Source organism: Sphingopyxis indica (genome assembly GCF_032879645.1).
GTDB lineage: Bacteria > Pseudomonadota > Alphaproteobacteria > Sphingomonadales > Sphingomonadaceae > Sphingopyxis > Sphingopyxis indica.
On the sequence record NZ_CP076395.1, the window covers coordinates 208,299 to 227,141 of the forward strand.

Annotated in this window: 20 protein-coding genes; 8 read left to right on the plus strand and 12 right to left on the minus strand. The window is 63.5% G+C overall.

Going from position 1 to position 18,843, the window contains the following annotated elements:
* Window positions 1–117 precede the first annotated feature (117 nt).
* Both KNJ79_RS21485 and KNJ79_RS21490 read left to right on the plus strand, forming a co-directional pair.
* Window positions 118–393 carry an AbrB/MazE/SpoVT family DNA-binding domain-containing protein gene (locus KNJ79_RS21485; protein ID WP_021316508.1) on the plus strand — a complete coding sequence of 92 codons (276 nt, stop codon included), beginning with the start codon at window positions 118–120 and terminating at the stop codon, window positions 391–393.
* Window positions 380–769 (plus strand): type II toxin-antitoxin system VapC family toxin, encoded by a 390-nt coding sequence (locus tag KNJ79_RS21490; RefSeq protein ID WP_021316507.1) that lies wholly within the window; start codon window positions 380–382, stop codon window positions 767–769. Before KNJ79_RS21485 ends, KNJ79_RS21490 begins: the two co-directional genes overlap by 14 nt.
* On the opposite strand, the gene KNJ79_RS21495 is transcribed toward KNJ79_RS21490, so the two are convergent.
* A complete protein-coding gene (locus KNJ79_RS21495; RefSeq protein ID WP_031294186.1) occupies window positions 770–1,093 on the minus strand; it encodes a DUF4326 domain-containing protein in 324 nt (107 codons plus the stop codon).
* Between the two features lie 235 nt (window positions 1,094–1,328).
* On the opposite strand from KNJ79_RS21495, the gene KNJ79_RS21500 reads away from it, so the two are divergent.
* Complete coding sequence (locus tag KNJ79_RS21500; protein WP_021316505.1) at window positions 1,329–1,760, plus strand: hypothetical protein; 432 nt, start codon at window positions 1,329–1,331, stop codon at window positions 1,758–1,760.
* Between the two features lie 6 nt (window positions 1,761–1,766).
* Here KNJ79_RS21500 and KNJ79_RS21505 read toward each other — a convergent pair whose 3' ends face one another.
* The 8 genes from KNJ79_RS21505 to KNJ79_RS21540 form a co-directional block, all read right to left on the minus strand.
* Entirely contained in the window at window positions 1,767–2,411 is a 645-nt protein-coding gene (locus KNJ79_RS21505) for a hypothetical protein (RefSeq protein WP_031294183.1), read from the minus strand.
* Window positions 2,404–2,820 (minus strand): hypothetical protein, encoded by a 417-nt coding sequence (locus KNJ79_RS21510; protein WP_021316503.1) that lies wholly within the window; start codon window positions 2,818–2,820, stop codon window positions 2,404–2,406. The genes KNJ79_RS21505 and KNJ79_RS21510 overlap by 8 nt, the downstream gene beginning before the upstream one ends.
* Window positions 2,821–2,899: 79 nt before the next feature.
* Entirely contained in the window at window positions 2,900–3,178 is a 279-nt protein-coding gene (locus tag KNJ79_RS21515; RefSeq protein WP_021316502.1) for a DUF5983 family protein, read from the minus strand.
* Complete coding sequence (locus tag KNJ79_RS21520) at window positions 3,175–3,582, minus strand: DUF6915 family protein (protein WP_021316501.1); 408 nt, start codon at window positions 3,580–3,582, stop codon at window positions 3,175–3,177. Before KNJ79_RS21520 ends, KNJ79_RS21515 begins: the two co-directional genes overlap by 4 nt.
* A gap of 11 nt (window positions 3,583–3,593) precedes the next feature.
* Entirely contained in the window at window positions 3,594–4,070 is a 477-nt protein-coding gene (locus KNJ79_RS21525) for a DUF6878 family protein (protein WP_021316500.1), read from the minus strand.
* 107 nt (window positions 4,071–4,177) lie between these two features.
* Window positions 4,178–6,292: a ParB/RepB/Spo0J family partition protein gene (locus KNJ79_RS21530; protein ID WP_021316499.1), complete on the minus strand. Its 2,115-nt coding sequence runs from the start codon at window positions 6,290–6,292 to the stop codon at window positions 4,178–4,180.
* Between the two features lie 182 nt (window positions 6,293–6,474).
* Window positions 6,475–7,392: a hypothetical protein gene (locus KNJ79_RS21535; RefSeq protein ID WP_021316498.1), complete on the minus strand. Its 918-nt coding sequence runs from the start codon at window positions 7,390–7,392 to the stop codon at window positions 6,475–6,477.
* A gap of 174 nt (window positions 7,393–7,566) precedes the next feature.
* Complete coding sequence (locus tag KNJ79_RS21540; RefSeq protein WP_031294181.1) at window positions 7,567–8,760, minus strand: hypothetical protein; 1,194 nt, start codon at window positions 8,758–8,760, stop codon at window positions 7,567–7,569.
* Window positions 8,761–9,063: 303 nt separating this feature from the next.
* On the opposite strand from KNJ79_RS21540, the gene KNJ79_RS21545 reads away from it, so the two are divergent.
* The 5 genes from KNJ79_RS21545 to KNJ79_RS21565 all read left to right on the plus strand — a co-directional run bounded on the left by KNJ79_RS21545 (window position 9,064) and on the right by KNJ79_RS21565 (window position 13,903).
* On the plus strand, window positions 9,064–10,914 hold the full coding sequence (locus tag KNJ79_RS21545; RefSeq protein ID WP_021316496.1) for a putative bifunctional diguanylate cyclase/phosphodiesterase: 1,851 nt from the start codon (window positions 9,064–9,066) through the stop codon (window positions 10,912–10,914).
* A 41-nt stretch (window positions 10,915–10,955) separates the two neighbouring features.
* Window positions 10,956–11,594 (plus strand): CerR family C-terminal domain-containing protein, encoded by a 639-nt coding sequence (locus KNJ79_RS21550; protein ID WP_021316495.1) that lies wholly within the window; start codon window positions 10,956–10,958, stop codon window positions 11,592–11,594.
* A gap of 350 nt (window positions 11,595–11,944) precedes the next feature.
* Window positions 11,945–12,145 (plus strand): helix-turn-helix domain-containing protein, encoded by a 201-nt coding sequence (locus KNJ79_RS21555; RefSeq protein ID WP_021316494.1) that lies wholly within the window; start codon window positions 11,945–11,947, stop codon window positions 12,143–12,145.
* A 2-nt stretch (window positions 12,146–12,147) separates the two neighbouring features.
* Window positions 12,148–13,455, plus strand: coding sequence for a type II toxin-antitoxin system HipA family toxin (locus KNJ79_RS21560; RefSeq protein WP_021316493.1), 1,308 nt, complete (start codon window positions 12,148–12,150; stop codon window positions 13,453–13,455).
* Window positions 13,427–13,903: a hypothetical protein gene (locus KNJ79_RS21565; RefSeq protein ID WP_317153982.1), complete on the plus strand. Its 477-nt coding sequence runs from the start codon at window positions 13,427–13,429 to the stop codon at window positions 13,901–13,903. Before KNJ79_RS21560 ends, KNJ79_RS21565 begins: the two co-directional genes overlap by 29 nt.
* 539 nt (window positions 13,904–14,442) lie before the next feature.
* Here the strand turns inward: KNJ79_RS21565 and istB are convergent.
* The 3 genes from istB to KNJ79_RS21580 form a co-directional block, all read right to left on the minus strand.
* The gene (gene istB, locus KNJ79_RS21570) at window positions 14,443–15,249 is read right to left on the minus strand and encodes an IS21-like element helper ATPase IstB (RefSeq protein ID WP_119034427.1); all 807 of its coding nucleotides are present in this window, start codon (window positions 15,247–15,249) and stop codon (window positions 14,443–14,445) included.
* A complete protein-coding gene (istA, locus tag KNJ79_RS21575; protein ID WP_119035246.1) occupies window positions 15,239–16,762 on the minus strand; it encodes an IS21 family transposase in 1,524 nt (507 codons plus the stop codon). Before istA ends, istB begins: the two co-directional genes overlap by 11 nt.
* Before the next feature lie 106 nt (window positions 16,763–16,868).
* Entirely contained in the window at window positions 16,869–18,767 is a 1,899-nt protein-coding gene (locus tag KNJ79_RS21580; RefSeq protein ID WP_317153983.1) for a dsDNA nuclease domain-containing protein, read from the minus strand.
* Window positions 18,768–18,843 lie beyond the last annotated feature (76 nt).

Genomic DNA, 18,843 nt, shown 5'->3' on the forward strand with positions numbered 1-18,843 from the left:
GCCCAACGACTTATGTTGATGGACGGCTTATGCGGTTCGTCCGGAGGCGCCGAAGCTGTTGCCGATTGCGCCTTTTCAAGCTATCTTACTTACGTCTTACATTTAAGGAGGTTCGCCGTGGCGAACGCACAGGATCGGCTGACGACTGTCATATCAACCAAGGGCCAGGTCATTCTGCCAAAGGCGATCCGCGACTTGCGGCATTGGCCCGCTGGCACGCGCCTGACGGTGGAGAGCACGTCGGAGGGTGTGCTGCTGAAGCCGGAGCCTGCCTTTGCGCCCGCGACCGTCGAAGCGGTGTTCGGTTCGCTCGCCTTTGAAGGTCGGGCGAAGTCGATAGATGAGATGGACGCTGCGGTCGCGGCGGAGGCGGCGCGGCGTGCGCGCGATTGACACCAATGTCGTCGTTCGCTTTCTGACCGCCGACGACAAGCGCCAGGCCAAGGCGGCGCGCGCCACGATTGAAGCCGGTGATATCTTCATTGCAACGACGGTGCTGCTCGAAAGCGAGTGGGTGCTGCGCAGCGGCTATGGTTTTGCGCCGTCTCGGATTGCTGATGGCTTGCGTGGGCTGGCCGGCTTGCCGGGCATTATGATCGAGGAGCCGGCGATCCTGGCGCAGGCGCTCGACTGGATGAGCGAGGGCATGGATTTCGCCGACGCGCTCCACCTCGCCAAAGCCGGTCATTGCAACGTCTTTCTAAGTTTCGATCGCAAGCTGGCCAAACGTGCCAAGGGACGAGCGCCTATCCCCGTCGAGACGCCATGATCATTCAGCGGCGTGCGATGAGGGTCGTGCCGCCTCGCACCACCATGCGATCCGCTCCTCCCGGCTGGCATTGGCGAGCCTGCGAAGCAGATCGCCATGGCAGGGCAGCGGCGCGCAGAAACAGACGAGGTCGCGACCGCGCAGCTCGTCGAGCGCGCGCAGCAGATGAACCTGGCTCGCGAGCCAGCGCGCATATTTCGCGATGACGGTCGCGCGATCGCCATCCCGACCAATGCGGAACGGATTGCCCCATTTGCTGCCCCGGCCGATATAGACGGCCCCGGTCGGAACGCCCGACCGATGCTTGTTCAACACTCTGCACATTGCCTCGCCTTCAGTTCGCGTTGCGACGGGCGGAGGGCGGTCAGGCGGCGGGGGTCACGCCAGCGCCCTGGCGCGCGGGAACGGCTTGTCCGTTGACCTGGGTCGCGGCGCCTCCAGCCAGGAAGCCGCAGGCGCACGGAGGTGTCAGGTGCAGAAGATCGGTCGAACCGTTCGGTCAATAGACGGTCGTTGTTTCGGGGCCAGGCCGAAGGGGCTATGATCGCTTATTCATAAGATGGCGCACCGCGGTTCCGCTGACATCGGGAATGATGAGAGTGCGCCGCCATTGGGTTTCGAGGAGAGCGTGGTGAGAGGAAGCACGATCGGGATTGTGGCGGCCGCCTGCCTCGTTATCGGCTTTGTGGCCGGATTCATTCTGCGGCCCGCTATCGCGCCCGCCCCGGCGTCGCCTGCCGCGGCGGCCGGGATCGCACAGCCGACCGAGGAGGAAGCGACGGAGGCCGTGCGCCGACATCGTCTGTTCACGGGGACGGTGCTCTCTCATGCGACGTTGAAGCTCGGCGACTGCTCGCCCGGTGGAGTCGGCCCGGGCGTGATGTGCATGACCCAGGTCGTGCTCGACCCGACCAAGCCGAACGCGACGCCGCAGAACCGGGCGATCGGTTTTGCCCGCGTGAACGGCCAATGGGAAGTGGCAGTCTGGTAACGACTGTTATCCGAACCGGTGTCCGTTCTCCGTGAAGGTGTAGCCGTTGGCGAGGATCGCCTCATCGACGGAGGTGTCGGAGGACTGATACTCATATTCGGCTCCGAGCTGGCGATAGAGCCAGCGCGCCAGATCGCGCAGCGTCTCGATCACTGCATCTTCTGCATCGGCCGTCATGTCCTGCCAGGTCGGGCTGTCGCGCTCGACTCCGATCGCCATGCAATATTCATGGTAGTAGCGATCCCGGTGGACGATGCTGGCATGAAGCTGGTAGAAGTTGCGCCGCTGGACCGCCTGCAGAGCATCGGCAATCCGGTGCAGCTCGCCATCTTTCGGCGCATAGCCCCGAATCTCGCGGGGAGCGGCCTTGGCATAGCGATAGCGCCCTTCGAAGCAGGCTCCGTCGCCCTGGCTCCAGAACCCGGAGAAGAAAATGCACGGCTTCTGCCTTGCGCCACCGCCGTAGAGGCGGACCGGGTAAGTTCGCAGCTCTATTCCAAATATGGCGCAGATGCGTTCGAAGTCGTCGAAGACGAACTCGAACCAGTCATGCTCGAAGCCGGTCTGCCGATACCATGCGCGGGCTTCGTCTTTGGCGGCGTCCGCGAGCTCATCGAGCTGATAGACGGTGGTTTCGATGATCTCAGGCATCGGGATCGCCTCCATCGAGCACCTCGTAGAGCCAGCCTCCGGTGTAGGTCCACGCCACGGTCTTGCCGGTGGCGAGATCGAGAACATGGGCGCCACCGCCGAACGCGCCGACGCGGGGGCGCGAGCAAGTATTGGCGTATTGGAAGCCCCACCGTCCGGTGAGGCCGAACGCGCTGGCACAGCGTTTGACGAACTGGATGACATGCTCCGGGTCGCCGGTGACATCGTCGCGGATCCAGAGGCTGGTGCCGCCATGTTCGGGAACGATGGAAAGATCGAACCCTTCGGATGGCGGATCTTCCGATGCGTTTTCGTCGGACAGGCGGTTGTAGAGATCGAGTGCGCGGGCCGCGTTGTCGGGCGTTCCGACATCGAGCACGCAGGAGAAATGGGTGAAATAGTCGGCCATGACGGACTCCTGAAACGAAAACGCCCGGCGCGCTGGCCGGGCGGGATTGATGGTGAGATCGGTGGAAAGGGCTGCGGCGCTAATCGTCGAAGACCGGCAAAGCGTCGTTTTCCGGCGCGTCGCGATCGAAGAGGATGTATTCGGCGCCAAGCTGCCGCGCGTGGTCCATGACCGATGAGAGATCAGCGGGCTGATCGGTTGGGGGCGTCTCCTCGACCCAGAGAAACCAGCCATAGGGCGTGGCGGCGATCATCGCCTCGCCGCTTGAAGCGAGCGTTTCCAGCCAGGTCCGGGTGGCGGGCGAGACATGCGCCGTCGAGCAATCGAAAAACAGCCGCAGCGGATATTCAGGTTTCATCGCACTGCCTCCGATTGGGTTTGGTCCGGCTCGCTTGTCTTGCCTTCGGCCGCAAACGGATCGACGATCTTGTGGATCGGCTGGGCGCGCCCCATCCAGGGCTGCGGACGGATCTGGCGCACCCAGTCGGCGAAGCTCGGAATGAAGCCGAGATCCTCGAGCACATGCTGTTCGCCGATCAGGCGGACAGGGACGATGCGTCCGGTGGAGATCGTAAGCGCCTTTCCAAAGGTGCGTTCCAGTTCGAATATGCCTTGGGCATGATGGCGCAGAGCGCGGTGCCGGAAGTCCGCTGTGATCAGCTTGGACGGTTCGTCGAACCATTGGTGGAGCGGCAGATAGTCGTCGGCCGTTCCACCCCATTTGCGCACCGAGGAAAGCGCGTGGTGATAGCAATGTCCCATTGTTGCCTCCCTCAGAAATCGTGGCTGTAGGATTCGGTGGCGGTGTAGCGCTCGTTGTAGTCGAGCGAGATCGACCGCGCGGCGACGTCGAAAACGAACTCGCCATAGGCGCCGTCATTGTTCTCCCAGCCGCCATGGGTCTGGCTGAGGAAATCATAGGCCATGGTCTCGATCGCCTCGTCGGTGCTGCAAAGTTCCCGCTTGACGTCGGGGCTGCCCCAGAGTGCGGACTGAATCTCGATTTTGGCGTCGGGCAGGTCGGCTGGCTGGTCGCCTTTGAAAGCGTCGATCTCTTCCACCTGGCCACTATCGCCATAACCATCGAATTTGACGACAACCTGGCTGATACCGGCCTCGGCAAGCAGTTCGAACAGCACTGTCTTGTTGCCCACGAGCAGGCGGCGGGCGGTTTCGTCAAACGCCTTCTGTTTTGCCTCAAAGGCGGCATAATCGATCGTCGGCATCGGCTTGGGGGTATCGGTGTCCATCGGAATTGCTCCTGAAATGAAAAGCGCCCGGCGCGAGGACCGGGCGTGAGTGGATGGAAAGCGGGGAGACGCGCGGGACGGGGCGAGCCGTCCCGCGCGTCCTTGCGTTATTCAGCGGCGATCGCCGCCGGTTCGTCCGGCTCGCTGAGCTCGCCTGCCTCGTCGTCATCGGAGAGGAATGCAGGCAGCGCTTCGGTCTCGTCGTCAGGCCGGTCCGCCGCGTCCCCATCCAGGGGCGCCAGTCGGAGCGGCTCGGGAAGCCAGCCGCTATCGGCGAGAAGCCGTTCGGCCTCTTTCGCCATGTCACCCTTTTTGAGGTGGTCGATGAGCTGCGCGGCCTGTTCGCCGGCGCCCTCGCGCACGGCTTCGAGGATTCGCGGCTTGGTCACCCGGCCGAGATAGTTGCCGACCGTCGGCCGCCACCCGATCGCTGCCATGTCGAGACCGAGCGCACGGGCGAGCCGATTCGCCTCATGGATGCGTTGCTGCACGCCATGCTGCGTCGGGCCGGCGCCATAGGGGTTGGCCTTTTCGTAGAGCGCGTTGACGCCGAACGACACGCAATGGGCCAGAAGCGCCATGCGGCCCGTCTCGTCGAGGCCGTTGATTCGATCCCACAAAGCGTCGTCGTCGGTCGGCAGGTCGCTCTTCCACGCGTCCTGGCGTTCTTCGACGGCCTTGGCGGACGCGCTGTCCTTCAGATCGTCCGCCTGCACGGGGAAGAAGACGTGGCGCACCGAAGCCTCCAGGCATCCCGGCGCAGCGATATGCTGGAAGGTGTCGCGCACGAGCTTGTGCAGGAGCGCGGTCATCGCGATATGCGGGTTGCCCGCAAGCGCATCGCGCAGCGCGAGCGTGCGATGTGCCGTCAACTCGGTCACCAACCGCTCGGGCAGCGGCTTGATGAAATCCTCCTCTTCGTCATCGTCCTGGGACTCGCCGCCCAGCGTGATCACGGTGCGTTGAACGGTAGCGTCGTCCTCGGAGCCGGGATGGCCGGCGCCCGGTGCGTCAGTCTCCTCGCTGCCGACCGGAGCCTCGTCCTCGGGGCGAACATAGCCGCGATCGACGCTGAGCCGGCCATCATGCGCGATGCTGACGAAAGCGCCGGCCCGCACGACCTCGGCGGGATCGTAGGCGACCGGGCGCGCCTCGAAGCTTTCGAGTGCGGCCTCGATTTCACCAAGCCGCTCATCCACCTCATCGGGCAGTTCGTCCGCCTCGGCATATTCGGATTCGAGGCGGTCATATTCTTCGCCCAGCGCGGCTCGCGTGGCGCGCTCCTCGTCGGTCAGTTCGATCGGCGTGCCGGCGAGTTCGCGCAACCCATGGGTGTGGCCATAGGGAAAGTCGGCGGCGACCTGAATCCATTTCCAGCCTTCGCCGGCGATGCTTTCCGCTTCGGCCTTCAGCTTGTCGGCAACGAGCCGTTCGAGCAGCGGGACGTCTTCGACCCATCCGCCGTCGTCATCCTGGAACAGGTCGCGCATGACCGCGCCGCCAGCCTCTTCGTAGGCCCCAAGCGTGACGAAACGCACGCGCCGGTCCGAGGCGCGGACCGTGTTTTCGGTCAGCATGCGGCGGATCTGATAGGGCTCCTTCGACCAGCTTTGCTCGATCGCTTCCCAGACTTGCTCCTGGCGAGCGGGATCGGCCGAGACGGTGAAGGCCATGAGCTGTTCGAGCGTCATGGCCTCGTCGGCGTAAAGCTCGAGGAGTTTCTCCGACACGGAGACCAGCTTGAGCCGCTGCTTGACGACGTTGACCGACACGAAGAAGCGCGCGGCGATCTCTTCCTCGCTCAAGCCTTGTTCGCGCAGGGTCTGGAAGGCGCGGAACTGATCCAGCGGATGCAGCGGCGCGCGCTGTACATTTTCGACGAGCGAATCCTCCTCGGCCGAGATACCGGTGCCGGTCTCGCGCACGATGCAGGGGACGGGCGCACTTCGCGCGAGCCGCTTCTTCTTGGCGAGGAGTTCGAGCGCCCGGAAGCGGCGACCGCCGGCCGGAATCTCGAACATGCCGGTCTCGGCGCCTTCGGCGTCGAGAACCGGCCGCACGTTGAGGCTCTGGAGGAGGCCGCGGCGGGCGATGTCCTCGGCGAGCTCCTCGATCGAGACGCCGGCCTTTACACGGCGGACGTTCGACTGGCTGAGCACGAGCTTGTTGAAGGGAATGTCGCGCGAGGCGCTGAGGGTGATTTTCTGAACGGCAGTGGCCATCGGGATATACTCCGCGACGGGCGCCGAGAGCCTCTCTCTCGGCTTGAAACCCGTCACGGAAAAAGGGCGCAGCCCTCTTACTCTCTGCGGCGGCGATCTGCCTCGGCGGTACGGAAAGACGCGAGGCCGTAAGCGCGTCGGTGCGCAGAACCGGATCGGCGGGATGGCAGGGACGCGCGGCATCAGACACCGCACAGCCCCTCGCATTCGTTCGGCCAGAGATCGAGCTGGCCGCGATCGGCGTCGGTCGTAAGATCGGCCTTGTCGAGGGGAACGGCGGAGCGATGCAGATAGAGCTCACCGCGGATTTTGCGGAAACCCGTGCGAATGTTGCGATCGACCCACACGGCATCGGCCCAGGAGTCGGGATCATGGTCGCGCATGTGCCGCCAATGATCGTCGGAATGAAATGGACAGCCGATGCAGCTACTCCGGGGTGGCCGAGGATAGCCGTTGCGCTTGAGCCAGCGCAGGCAGTCGTGCCGGGTCATGCGGCGTTCGATCAGCGGCCAGCGGTTGACCTGCCACGCTTCGAACGAGGGCTTCATGCGGAGCACCTCGTCGAGCGAGATGCCGATCCATTGTTCGGCGACCGGTGTCGCAGGCGACCGCCGACCGGCGATGCCGAGCAGCTCGCGGACCTTTCGGCGGATCGGCACGATCTTGTAGTCGCCGGTGCATTGGCGGCGGATCATGCCGACGCCTACCCGCTCGGTCTTGAGGATGCGGGCGCCGACGACAACGAGATCGCCATTTTCGTCTTCGTCGTAAACGGGGAGCTCGGTGCCGGCGGGCGTGACATTGCGGGTGAAGGCCGGGATCGAAGCCCAGCGCTTCCCTCTGGCGCCGGCAAGTAGATCGGCTCGCAGGTTGCCGGCCGACACGATGTGGACGGGGAACGGCAGGACGTTGGGCGATTTCAGCCAGGCGAGATGTTCGTAGACCGCCTGGGGCTCCCATCTGGTATCGGCGAAGATGGCGCAGTCGGGCATTGGACCGATCTCGCCATGTGCGGCCATCAAGGCGAGCGTGGTCGATTGAACCCCAGCGCCGAGGCTGAGGACGCGTAGGCGGATGTCCGCCGGCTCTTTGGTCGTCATCGGGATGATCTCCGCGATGGGCGGCCGGGAGCCGGTCTCTCGGCCTTCAACCCATCACGGAGCGAGGCGCGGCCCTCGCACTTGGGAGGACCGCGCCGCGGAACGTCGAAGCGTGAAGACGGAAGCGTGTAAAACCGGAGAGCCGGAAAGCCGTCTCCCCGGTTTTGCGGAAAGTCAGGCTGCCCGGTCCATCAGCCTCTTGGCCTTGGCCTCCATATCGAGGCGGGCGTCCTGATAGGGTTTGTCCCGTGCGACGGCGGTGATGCCTTGCACGAAGTCGAAGACGCTTTCCGGCGGCCGGCCTTCCTCGGCCAGCACGGTCTCGATGATCTTGCCGGTTTCGGCCTTGGAAAAGCCCCGCCGACGCAGGAAATCGCTGCGATCCTCGTCGTTCGTCGCCACGATCCGCTCGCGCGCGGCCCTGATGCCGTTGACGAAAGGCATGGGTGAGGAATCCGCGAAGTTCAGCAGTGCGGGCGCGGCCTCATGGGCGAAGCGGGAGGCTGCATATTTGGAGTGACGGATGGTGATTTCCTCGAAATCCTCGACCCCCCACAGCATCCTGTTCTGGCAGACGGCGCGAAGATAGAAGGACGCGATGCCGAGCGTTTTTGCTCCGACCTCGCTGTTCCAGGCATAAAAGCCGCGGAAGAACAGGTCGGGCGAACCGTCTGGCAGACGCCCGGCCTCGATGGGGTTGAGATCGTCGACGAGAAAGACAAACACGTCGCGATCGGAGGCATAGAGCGTGGTCGTGTCCTTCGCGACATCGACATGGGGGTTGTAGATCCCGGTCGACCAGTCGAGCACACCAGGGACCTTCCAGCGCGTATCGCCCGTGCCATTGCCGGCGATGCGCTGGATGGCTTCGATCAGCTCATAGTCGTGGATGCGGCCATAGTCGGGGCCGGTTACGGCGCGCAGCTCGACGCGGCCGTCTTCGATCTCGAAAGTCTTGACCTGCTCGGCTCGATGCGATGTCAGGCCATATTGGAGGTTGATACCGGCGAGCGCGGCTGGAAGCTGGCGGAGATAGGCGGCCGGGGCGCCGACCAGGCTGGCGAGCTGGCCGAAGCTCCAGTGCGTCGGTGCGATGGGCGCATCAGCGCCCGGCACGATGAGCGCCAGGCGTTCCGAGTCGGAGCGGTTCGCCTCGACCTGGACCAGGGCGCTGTCCACGACACGCGTCTTGCTGCGCTCGGACCGCTCGCGCACGGTTCGCGCGAGGTCGGAAAGGGAAAGAAAGCGTTCGTCGTCGGGGCGCGAGAACCACTCGGACGAGACGCGGCCGATCCGCTGGCCGCGGCTGACATCGACCTTGTAGCCGCCATCGGCGGCGCGGTTGGCATCGAGAACCTGCATAGTCATGGGACAAAACTCCATGACGGGCACCGGAGGGCCTCTCCCTCGGCTTTCAACCCGTCACGGAAGATCGGTCCGCACTCTCACTCTAGGGGGCGTTGCGGGGATCTCCCCGCTTGAAGGGGTCGGCCGAGACTCCGGGCTCGGCCGCAGGGGAAGCCCTTCCCCTCCAGGTACATGGTTAAAGTGATTTTCAGCTTGGAGGGAAGGTCTTTGTTTACCGCTTGCGACTATTTTGGTCGCATCCCTTGCTATACTCAGGTTCCAGGCGGTTGAACGTTGCTCCGCATTCAAAATCAGATTCTTCGGATGATCGCGAATGGCGAAGGGCTTGATGAGACTGCGCAACAGATTTGCAAGAGTTTCGAGGCGGCCGCGCCGCACCTGATTTGCTCGATTGTGAGCGTCGATCGGGCAGGCCTCATGCATCCGCTCGCGGCACCCGGCTTGCCGGCGGACTATTGCGCGGCGCTTGATGGGCTGTTGATCGGGCCGGAAGTCGGCTCGTGCGGTACGGCGGCGTACCGGCGCGAAGGTGTCGTGATCGAGGACATCCGCCGAGATGCGCGCTTCGCGGACGCCGTTGCGCTCCTTGAAGGCCTCGATCTTAAAGCATGCTGGTCGTTTCCGGTGATCGATATGGATCAAGACGTGGTCGCTGTCCTGGCCGCGTATTGCCGCGATCCGAGAGGACCGCAGGCGGATGAGCGCGAACTGGCGGAGTCCTGTGCCGAGCTGTGTGCCACGGCGCTGCGCCGCCATGCTCAAGCGATCGATCGTGAGCGCCGGGCGACGATAGACGCGCTGACCGGACTTCCGAACCGGGCGGCCTGGAGTGCCGCGCTCGCCAACATCCCCTGCGATGAGCCGGGGTCGTGGGGCATGTTCGTCATTGACCTCGACAATCTCAAGATCGTCAACGACACCTTCGGCCATCTTGCCGGCGATGCCCTGATCCGGGCAGCCGCGAAGCGCGTCGCGCGGGCAATGGTGCCCGACCCCACCTTCCGGCTGGGCGGTGACGAATTTGCGGTCATCATCCGCGCGCCGAGCATGTTGGCCGATCTCGATGCTGCAGCGGAACGAATATTCGCCGCGCTCGCTGAACCGGTAGGCTGCGCTGGTCACGCGGTCGTGCCGAGCGCGACGATTGGCGGGGCCGTCCTGGGGCCGGATGAGGCGACCGCGCTCGCCGTGAACGAGGCGGCGGACTTTGCGCTATATCATGCCAAGGAGACGGGCCGAGGCGGCTTCGTTCGGTACTGGCCGGGGATCGGATCGCGCATCACACACCGCCGCGACGCGATCCGCGACGTGACACAGGCCCTGGCGGAGGGTCGGATCGAGGCGCATTATCAACCGGTGGTCCGGCTCGATACCGGCCAGATTGCCGGCCTCGAAGCGCTGTGCCGCATGCGTGACAAGGATGGGGCGATCATCGCAGCCGAGGCGTTTCACGAGGCCACGACCGATGCCCATGTCGCCACCGAATTGACCGGCTACATGGCGCAGACCGTTGCGAATGACGTCGCCTGGTGGCGTGATAACGGCGTGCCGATCGGGCATATCGGCCTCAATGTCTCGATGGCGGACTTTTACACCGGCAGCATCCTGCAAAAACTCGAAGCTGCGTTCGACAGCTCGGGCATTGGGCTAGAGCGTCTCATTCTTGAAGTCAGCGAGGACGCCTATGCCGGTCGGCGTGACCGTGTGGTGGCCAGGGAGCTCGCGCGATTGCGCGCAGCCGGCGTGCGGGTGGCGCTTGACGATTTCGGCAAAGGCCATGCGTCGCTGACACATGTGCTCGATGTTCCGGTCGACATCATCAAGATCGACCGGACGCTGATTGGGCGGCTTTGGCCGGACGATCCGGGCATGATCATCATCGAGGGACTGATCGAGACAGCCAGTAGGCTGGGCATTGCTATTGTCGCGGAAGGAATCGAGACCGAGGTCGAGGCCAGCCAGCTTTGGGCGATGGGCTGCGAGCTTGGCCAGGGGTTTGCGTTCGCGCGGGCTGCCGATCGCGAAACCATGGCGGCGCTGTTGCGCCGGCACGGCGCTGGAGTCCCCGACGCAACGCCGCTTTATGGGGGCATGGCGGCGCGCGCGGCGACGAGCCGTCCGGAATGGGCGAAACACCGCGCCAGCGCCGGATAAGCGCAATTGAGATCGAGGCAGACGGCGGTTAGTCTGCGGCTATGGCAAAGCCTGAGTCCCTGTCGCTTTGCGGCAATCGCCTGCTGGATGCAGCGATCGACCAGTTCGGCCGCATGGGCCGCAGCGGCGCGAGTACGCGTGCGATCGCGGCGGCCGCCGGAACGACGATGTCGGCGATCACTTATCATTTTGGCGGCAAGGACGGCATCTATCTTGCCGCGGCCGGGCATATTGCCGACCATCTGGAGCGGGTGCTGGCCCCAAGCCTGGATGGCGCGGCGATGCCGGGCGCGAGCGATGACGAGGCACACCTCGCGGAGATCGACCGGCTCGTGGCGGCGCTCCTCGATCTGATGCTGGATGAGCGCAGCGCGGATTGGGCGCGCTTTGTGTCGCGTGAGCAACTGGAGCCCACGGAGGCGTTCGAGATTCTCTACGATCGCTTGCTGGAGCGCGTGGGCGAAAGGCTCGCTGCCCTGATCGGTGGGCTCGGGCATGGCCGATGGGACGATAGCGCAATACGGGTAAAGGCGGTGGCCATTCTCGGCCAGGTTCGAATCTTCGGCACGGCGCCAGGCATGGTGCGGCGGATGACGGGGCTCGACCCGGCAAAGCCGGAGAACAAAGCGGCGATCGAGGCGCAACTGCTCGCCGTTTGTCGCGCCGCCGCGCTTGCGTGACGGGCGTTATCGCTGCCGATCCCGCCTCCCAGCTCTGTACCGAATGAGATGTTCAGGAGATGCGAATTTCAAGTTCGGTTGAGCACCTGCTACCTTACCGACAGCGTAGCGAGATTCCGTTTCGACGCGCCAGCAGCTCCGAAGCATCGGTCTCCGACGCGGTTGAATTGCCTTTTGGAAGGCGTTGCAGCTACGCAAGGCAAGAGGCGTGTGCATTTCCGAGAGCAATCTTCCCGTTCGGGAAGATTGATCTGCGATATTCGTCTCAGTAACCAGAATCTTACCGTTCGGGAAGAAAAGACCTTGCGTGGTGCTTCTATGTGTGCAATCTTACCGTTCGGGAAGATGATATGATTCAGACCGCACAGGAATTCGGCGCCGCCGTGGCGCAGGCGCGCAAGGCGCTGGGGCTCACCCAGCGCGAGTTGGCGCTTGCCATTAATAGTGGCGAACGCTTCATCGTCGATCTGGAAGGAGGCAAAGCGACAGCGCAGCTCGGCAAGGCGCTGGCGGCTGCCAAGGCGGTCGGCCTTCATCTGGAGCTGAGCTGAGCGTGCAGCTGCCCGTCCATTACGAGGATCGGCAGATCGCGACAATCGCGGCCGATGCGGGAGAGGTCCGGCTTATCTACCAGCCAGACTGGCTCGGCGACGCCGATCGCTTTCCAATCTCGCTCACCATGCCGCTTGGCGAAGCGCGCTATGAACAGGATCTTGTCCTGCCATGGCTGATGAACCTGCTGCCCGAAGGCGAGCCGCTGCGCGCCATGACGCGGGCACTGGGCGCGTCTCCCGAAGACGTGCTCGGCCTTATCATGGAAACGGGAGGAGATCTTGCCGGCGCGCTGAGCATCGGACCGTCCAATCACGACGGGCCACCGGGCTACCGCACGGTTCCAGATGCTGCCGCGCTTGAGCGTATCATCAGCGATCTCCCCGCACGCCCATTTCTGGTCGGGGAAGACGGCGTGTCGATGAGCCTCGCCGGCGCGCAGGACAAACTCCCGGTCGCCTTGCATGACAATCGCCTTGCCATTCCTGTCAATGGCGCCCCTTCGACGCACATCTTAAAGCCGGACAATCCGCGGCTGGTGGATAGCGTGCAGAATGAAGCGCTGTGCATGGTTTTGGCCAACCGCATCGGCTTGCCCACTGCCCATGTGACGACCGGCAAGGCTGGCGAACGCAGTTACCTGCTCGTTACGCGATATGACCGCCTGGACAATGAAAGCGGGACGCGGCGTATCCATCAGGAGGATTTTTGTCAGGCGCTGGGCCGGGCGCCGGCTGCCAAATATGAGTTCAACCGGACAGGCCGCCGCGGACCCGGCCTTACCGATATGTTTGCGCTGGTTCGCGAACACATGACCGCCCGCGACATCAACCGGCTGCTAGACGCGGTGATCTTCAATATCGCGACCGGCAACGTAGATTCCCATGCGAAGAACTATTCGATTCTTCTGCAGCCAGAAGGCCCGAGCCTGGCGCCGCTTTACGATCTGATGTCCGGGCTGGCCTGGGACGGCATAACGCAAAACCATGCCCAGGCCATTGGTGGTCAGCGCCGTGGGCGGCACGTGTATGGGCGCCATTGGCAACGCACGGCCGAAGCATGTGGTCTGGCCGCTAAGGCAACGGTTCGCCGTGTTGGCGACGTAACGAAGCGCCTTCTTCGCGAATTACCGGCCGCACGTGAAGAAGTCGCGACCATGCCGGCAGGCCCGGGGTTCATGCTCGACACCTTTGCGCGCGCAATTGAAGAACGCATCCGGGAAGTTCGGCTGCATGCACACGAAGAAGGTGATATTGCCGACGATCAGCTGGACGACGTGAGTGCAGACGCCCGCGATTCAGCTTATTGATCCGGAGCGCACAACAATTGTGCGAATGTCGGCAATGTCCGAGGAAACTGCCATGGGAATGTTCGACACCATCCGCTGCGAAATTCCGTTGTCGGATGGCTTTACGGGAGAAATGCAGACCAAAGACTTCGATTGTGTGCTGGGCACGCTTTTGATCCGCGTGGATGGGCGGCTGATGATAGAGGATTGCGATTGGGAAGACGTGCCGCTCGCAGAGCGACCCGACCTCAAACTTCCCTTCATCGGATCGCACAGGGCCATAAACAGGCGATGGCGTGATCTCGATTTCCATGGCGAGTTCTGCTTCTACGGATCGGGAGAATCTGCCAGCGATTGGCACGAATATACTGCTCGCTTCACCCATGGTGCGCTTGAATCCATCGAGGTCGCGCCGAAAGATTCCTATCCTCAGTCCAAAGCATGGGAAGGGAAGGAAAGCGCAGCGTAGCACGGTTGCGGCAGCAAGAGATGATCCTACGCAAGGACGCCGGCTCAATGGTAGAAGCTAAGTTGCGTTGAGCATCTGCCGGTAAAAATTGGAAATACACCACAGGTCCAGACAGCTAATTCAGACACTCCGGAACGGCAGGTTGTAGCGCGAAGCTTGCGAATAGCTGCCTTTCGTTGCGGCCGTGTCCGATAGCAGCGATACGCCCTATTGTCGGTCGTTCGCTCGCAGGCTCGCAACATCGATTTGTGTTGGCCAGATGGGCGGGCAATTTTATCGCCGCCGGAGCCGTTTGCGCACTGCTTCGTCGGTGTCGTGCCATTCGGCTTGACTATCATACGATTGCGCAACGTGCTCCAGCATTCGAGAAGTGACCGGATATTCAGCCTGCAGCTGGCGGCTGAAGGCCCGATATTTTGACGCAAGATTGCGTTCTTGGTCGCCTCCCGGTCCACGCCAAGTCGCACCGCAACTATTGTGTGTTGATTACCGCTGAGAAGTGACCCGGGATTTTCACCGAGAAGTGACCCGCCTGTAGCTTATGTTTCGGATGTCATTGCTGGGTCAAGATGGTGTTTCTCCTTTTGGGGTTTGGCCTGCTGGGCCGAGCTGTTTTTGAAGCGGAAGCTGTCGTTGCCGGTTTCCAATATGTGGCAGTGGTGGGTGAGCCGATCGAGGAGCGCGGTGGTCATCTTGGCATCGCCGAACACGCTGGCCCACTCACTGAAGCTGAGGTTGGTGGTGATGACGACGCTGGTGCGCTCGTAGAGTTTACTCAGCAGATGGAAGAGCAGCGCGCCGCCTGATGCGCTGAACGGCAGATAGCCGAGCTCGTCGAGGATCACGAGGTCGGAGTGGATCAGACGATTGGCGATCTGCCCGGCTCTTCCCAGGGCCTTTTCCTGTTCGAGGGCATTGACCAGTTCGACCGTGGAGAAGAAGCGGACCCGCTTTCGATGATGCTCGATGGCCTGGACACCGAGCGCCGTGGCGACGTGGGTCTTTCCGGTGCCGGGACCACCGACCAGCACGATATTGTCGGCGCCGTCGATAAACTCGCAGCGATGGAGCTGGCGGACCAGCGCCTCGTTGATTTCGCTGCTGGCAAAGTCGAAGCCCGCCAGATCCCGATAGGCGGGAAGCCGGGCTGCCTTGAGCTGATAGGCAACGGAGCGCACCTCTCGTTCGGCCGTTTCGGCCTTCAGAAGTTGGGACAGGATCGGAACAGCCGCTTCGAACGCCGGCGCGCCCTGAGCCATCAGATCGGTGACCGCTTGCGCCATGCCGTGCATTTTCAGGCTGCGCAGCATGACGACGATGGCGCCGGTGGCGGGGTCATGACGCATGGCGCTTCTCCCGGCGCAGGGCGTCATAGCGTGCGACATTGGCCATCGGTTCGCTGACCAGCCTCAGGGCCTGTGGCGCCGTGACCGGCGGCGTTGCGAGGGGCTTTCCATCAAGCAGCCGGTGCAGCAAATTGAGGATATGGGTCTTGGTCGGAACGCCCGCATCCAGCGCCATGGCGACAGCGGTCAGGACAGCCGCTTCGTCATGATGCAGGACCAAAGCCAGGATCTCGACCATTTCCCTGTCACCTCCCGGATTGCGGAGCAGATGCCGTTGCAGCCGCTGGAAGTCCTCGGGAAGCTCAAGGAACGGTGCTCCGTTGCGCAAGGCTCCAGGCTTGCGCTGGACGACCGCCAGATAATGCCGCCAGTCATAGACCGTGTGCCCGGGGCCATCATGGGATCGATCGATGATGCGCTGATGTTCGCATATGACCTGCCCCTCGGCGACAACCAGGAAGCGATCGGGATAAACGCGCAAGCTGACGGGCCGATTGGCGAAGGACGCCGGCACGCTGTAGCGGTTGCGTTCCAGATGCACGAGGCAGGTCGGCGAGACCCGTTTGCCATATTCGACGAAGCCATCGAACGGCCTGCCCACCGGCATCAGGCATTCCGCCTCATCGGCCCAGGCATCGGCGACAGACCCGGGTTCGATGCCATGCGGGATATCCTGCCACAGCGCCTTGCAACGCTGTTCCAGCCACAGATTGAGGGCGTCCAGGCTCTCGGCCTGCGGCGTGGGCTGCCACAGGCGATGACGCGCATCCTGAACATTCTTCTCGACTTGCCCCTTTTCCCAGCCTGCCGCGGGATTACAGAACTCGGCTTCGAACAGGTAATGGCTGACCATGGTGAGGAAGCGGGTGTTGACCTTCCTTTCCTTGCCGCGCCCGACCTTGTCCACGGCGGTGCGCATATTATCGTAAATCCCCCGGCGCGGAACGCCGCCCAGGACGCGGAACGCATGATTATGGGCATCGAACAGCATCTCGTGGGTCTGAAGGAGATAGGCCCGCACGGTGAAGGCCCGGCTGTGGCTGAGCTTGAAGTGCGCCACCTGAAGCTTGGTACGCACGCCACCCAGGATCGCCCAGTCCTCGCTCCAGTCGAACTGGAATGCCTCCCCCGGCGCGAATGACAACGGCACGAATGTCCCGCGGCCGCTCATCTGCTGCTGACGGCGATACTCATCGCGCCAGGCCCGCGCGAAGGCGGCGACACGGCCATAGGAACCGTCATACCCCAGGCTCGCCAGATCGGCGTGCAACTGCTTGACCGTGCGCTTCTGCTTGCGCGAGCGAGCCATCTCCCGTTGCAGCCACGCCGACAGCCGGTCCGCGAACGGGTCCAGCTTGCTCGGCCGCTCGGGCACCTTGAACAGCGGCTCGATCGTCTCTGACCGCAGATATTTACGGATCGTATTACGTGACAATCCCGTCCGCCGCACAATCTCGCGGATCGATAGATGGTCGCGATAATGCCAACGCCGGATTACGCTCAATAACGCCATGTCCATCACTCCATGATCCCCTGCTCCTCAAGGCCAGGGGCGAGTTCAACATGGGTCACTTCTCAGTGGAAATTTATGCCCCTACCGGGTCACTTCTCAGCGGTAATCAACACGCTGGGATCGTGGTCCCTGCCAACCCGAACATCGCAGCGGTGCCGACCTGCGTCGGTGGGAGGGCTTGCACGTTCTCCGTCGCCAGCCAGGCATCGACGGCGTTTGCGATCCACGCCGTCCCGAGGCCACGAAGTGCTGCCGTGAGCGTCTCGAGGCTCAGGTCGCTCTGGATCCTCGCGCTGAGCGCCGCGATGGCGGCATCCTGGCTGACACTGCGGTTGCGCATGCCATCGGCGGTCAGAGGCTCGAGATCGCTCGACGAAACTGTGCCGACCGCCCGGGCGAACGTGGTCGCGATCGTTGGCGGCGGGACCGCGTGCGTCAGGCGCACCAGTTCTGCGGATCGCAGCTGGTGGAGACCGGCTAGCCCGCCGTCTAAATCCACGCGGACGAGATGCTCGTCGACGAGACGGCGCAGGTTGCGGCCGACATCCTCTTCGGGGAACGACAGGACAGCGGGAAGCCGATCGGCGTTGGCGCTGGCACCCGCCGCGCCGGTCAGCGCCACGACCCGCAGGATGGACAGCTCGGGCGCTCTTGCCGGGTCGCTCTGCCTAGCATCCACCTGTCCAGCGAGCGTCTCTTCGAACCTCCGCCCGGCGGTCAGCACGTGGACATATTCAAGCACCAAGCCCCGGCTTCGATTCCATGGCTCCTGCCAACCGGCCCATTCGGTCCTGCCAGTGTGCTTCAGCTCCTCGAAGATCCGGCGGGCGAGGTCCTTGTCTGGCTCGGCGCGCACCTCCGCAGCACGCGAACGGCCTTGGAGGAGGAAAAGATCCTCCTCGCGGATCGAGCCAAGGAGAACGACGCCCGGCACCGCCGCGAACTCGAGCGTCAGGGCGTCCCAACCCTCAGTGCCCCGCCGCCCGATGTCGTCGACTACGAAGCCGATAGGGCTATCGGGGTTCGCCAGAAGGGTGCGGACGAGTTGCCGGAGGGCGGGCAGGTCGTTCTGATCGATGCGAAGCAGACGATACCATCTGATCGTGTGGCGCAGGGAATAGGCGGTGTCCCACATGATCGCAGACTTGCCGGCACCAGATGGACCGGCGACGAGCGCGGCGCCGCGGCTCTCAAGGCCGCGGGCCAGCGCCTCGCGGGGCTGCAATCGGGGAACGACCAGCCCGGCAGCGACATGTCCGGGCTGGACATCGACACCAAGGTAGAATTCGGAGTCGTCGAGCGGCGTTAGGAAGTCCGCCGGTTCGCACGCTCCGTTACGCAGTGCCGCCTGGATCGCCTCGACATCGGTAGCCGCCAGCGTGTGGGTGACGATGCGGTCGGTATCGCTAGTCGAGAGGCCGCGATAGGTGTCCGGCTTAAGGCGCCCATTGTCGTCTGCAAGCGTCCCGACCTCGTGCAGGAGCTGAGCGACGCTGAGTGCAGCGACGATCGGCGCGCAGCCGGTGCGGTCCATGATAATCGCGATCGAGTCGGCGTTTGGAGAGGACACCTGCCGGACGTCGGTCTTGGCCAGCAATCCCTTGCCCCGCGCGTTGCCGGGCAGCTTAGAGGCCAGCTTCGCGCTCGGCACTATGCCGCCATCCGCCGAGGTTTCGTGGTCGATGATGCCTTGTTCGAGGATCAGCTCGAGCCGAGATGCGTGCGGCGTGAACTTATCGTGCCGGTCCCAGAGCTCAGTGATGTAGTTTCTAGCGCTCGCCAGCGGCAGCTCACCGAGGTCCTCGCGCCGGCTCTTGACCTGGACGAGCTCGCTGCCGGCGGCGGAACGCCGTTCGATGTCGTCATTGCCTTCGGGGACAATGGTTGCGCGCGGATCGAGGTTGGCCCAGATCCGGAGAGCTAGCATGACAGCCACAGCGTCCTGGTAGCGAAAACCGCGACCGGCGTGGGATCCATGGCGGTCGTGGGTGGCCTTCCTAGTCATGGTCAACTCGATACTAGTTTGAACGTTAAATTTCGAGCTCGGCTATCCATTCCCCCTGACTACTTAGCTAAACGAG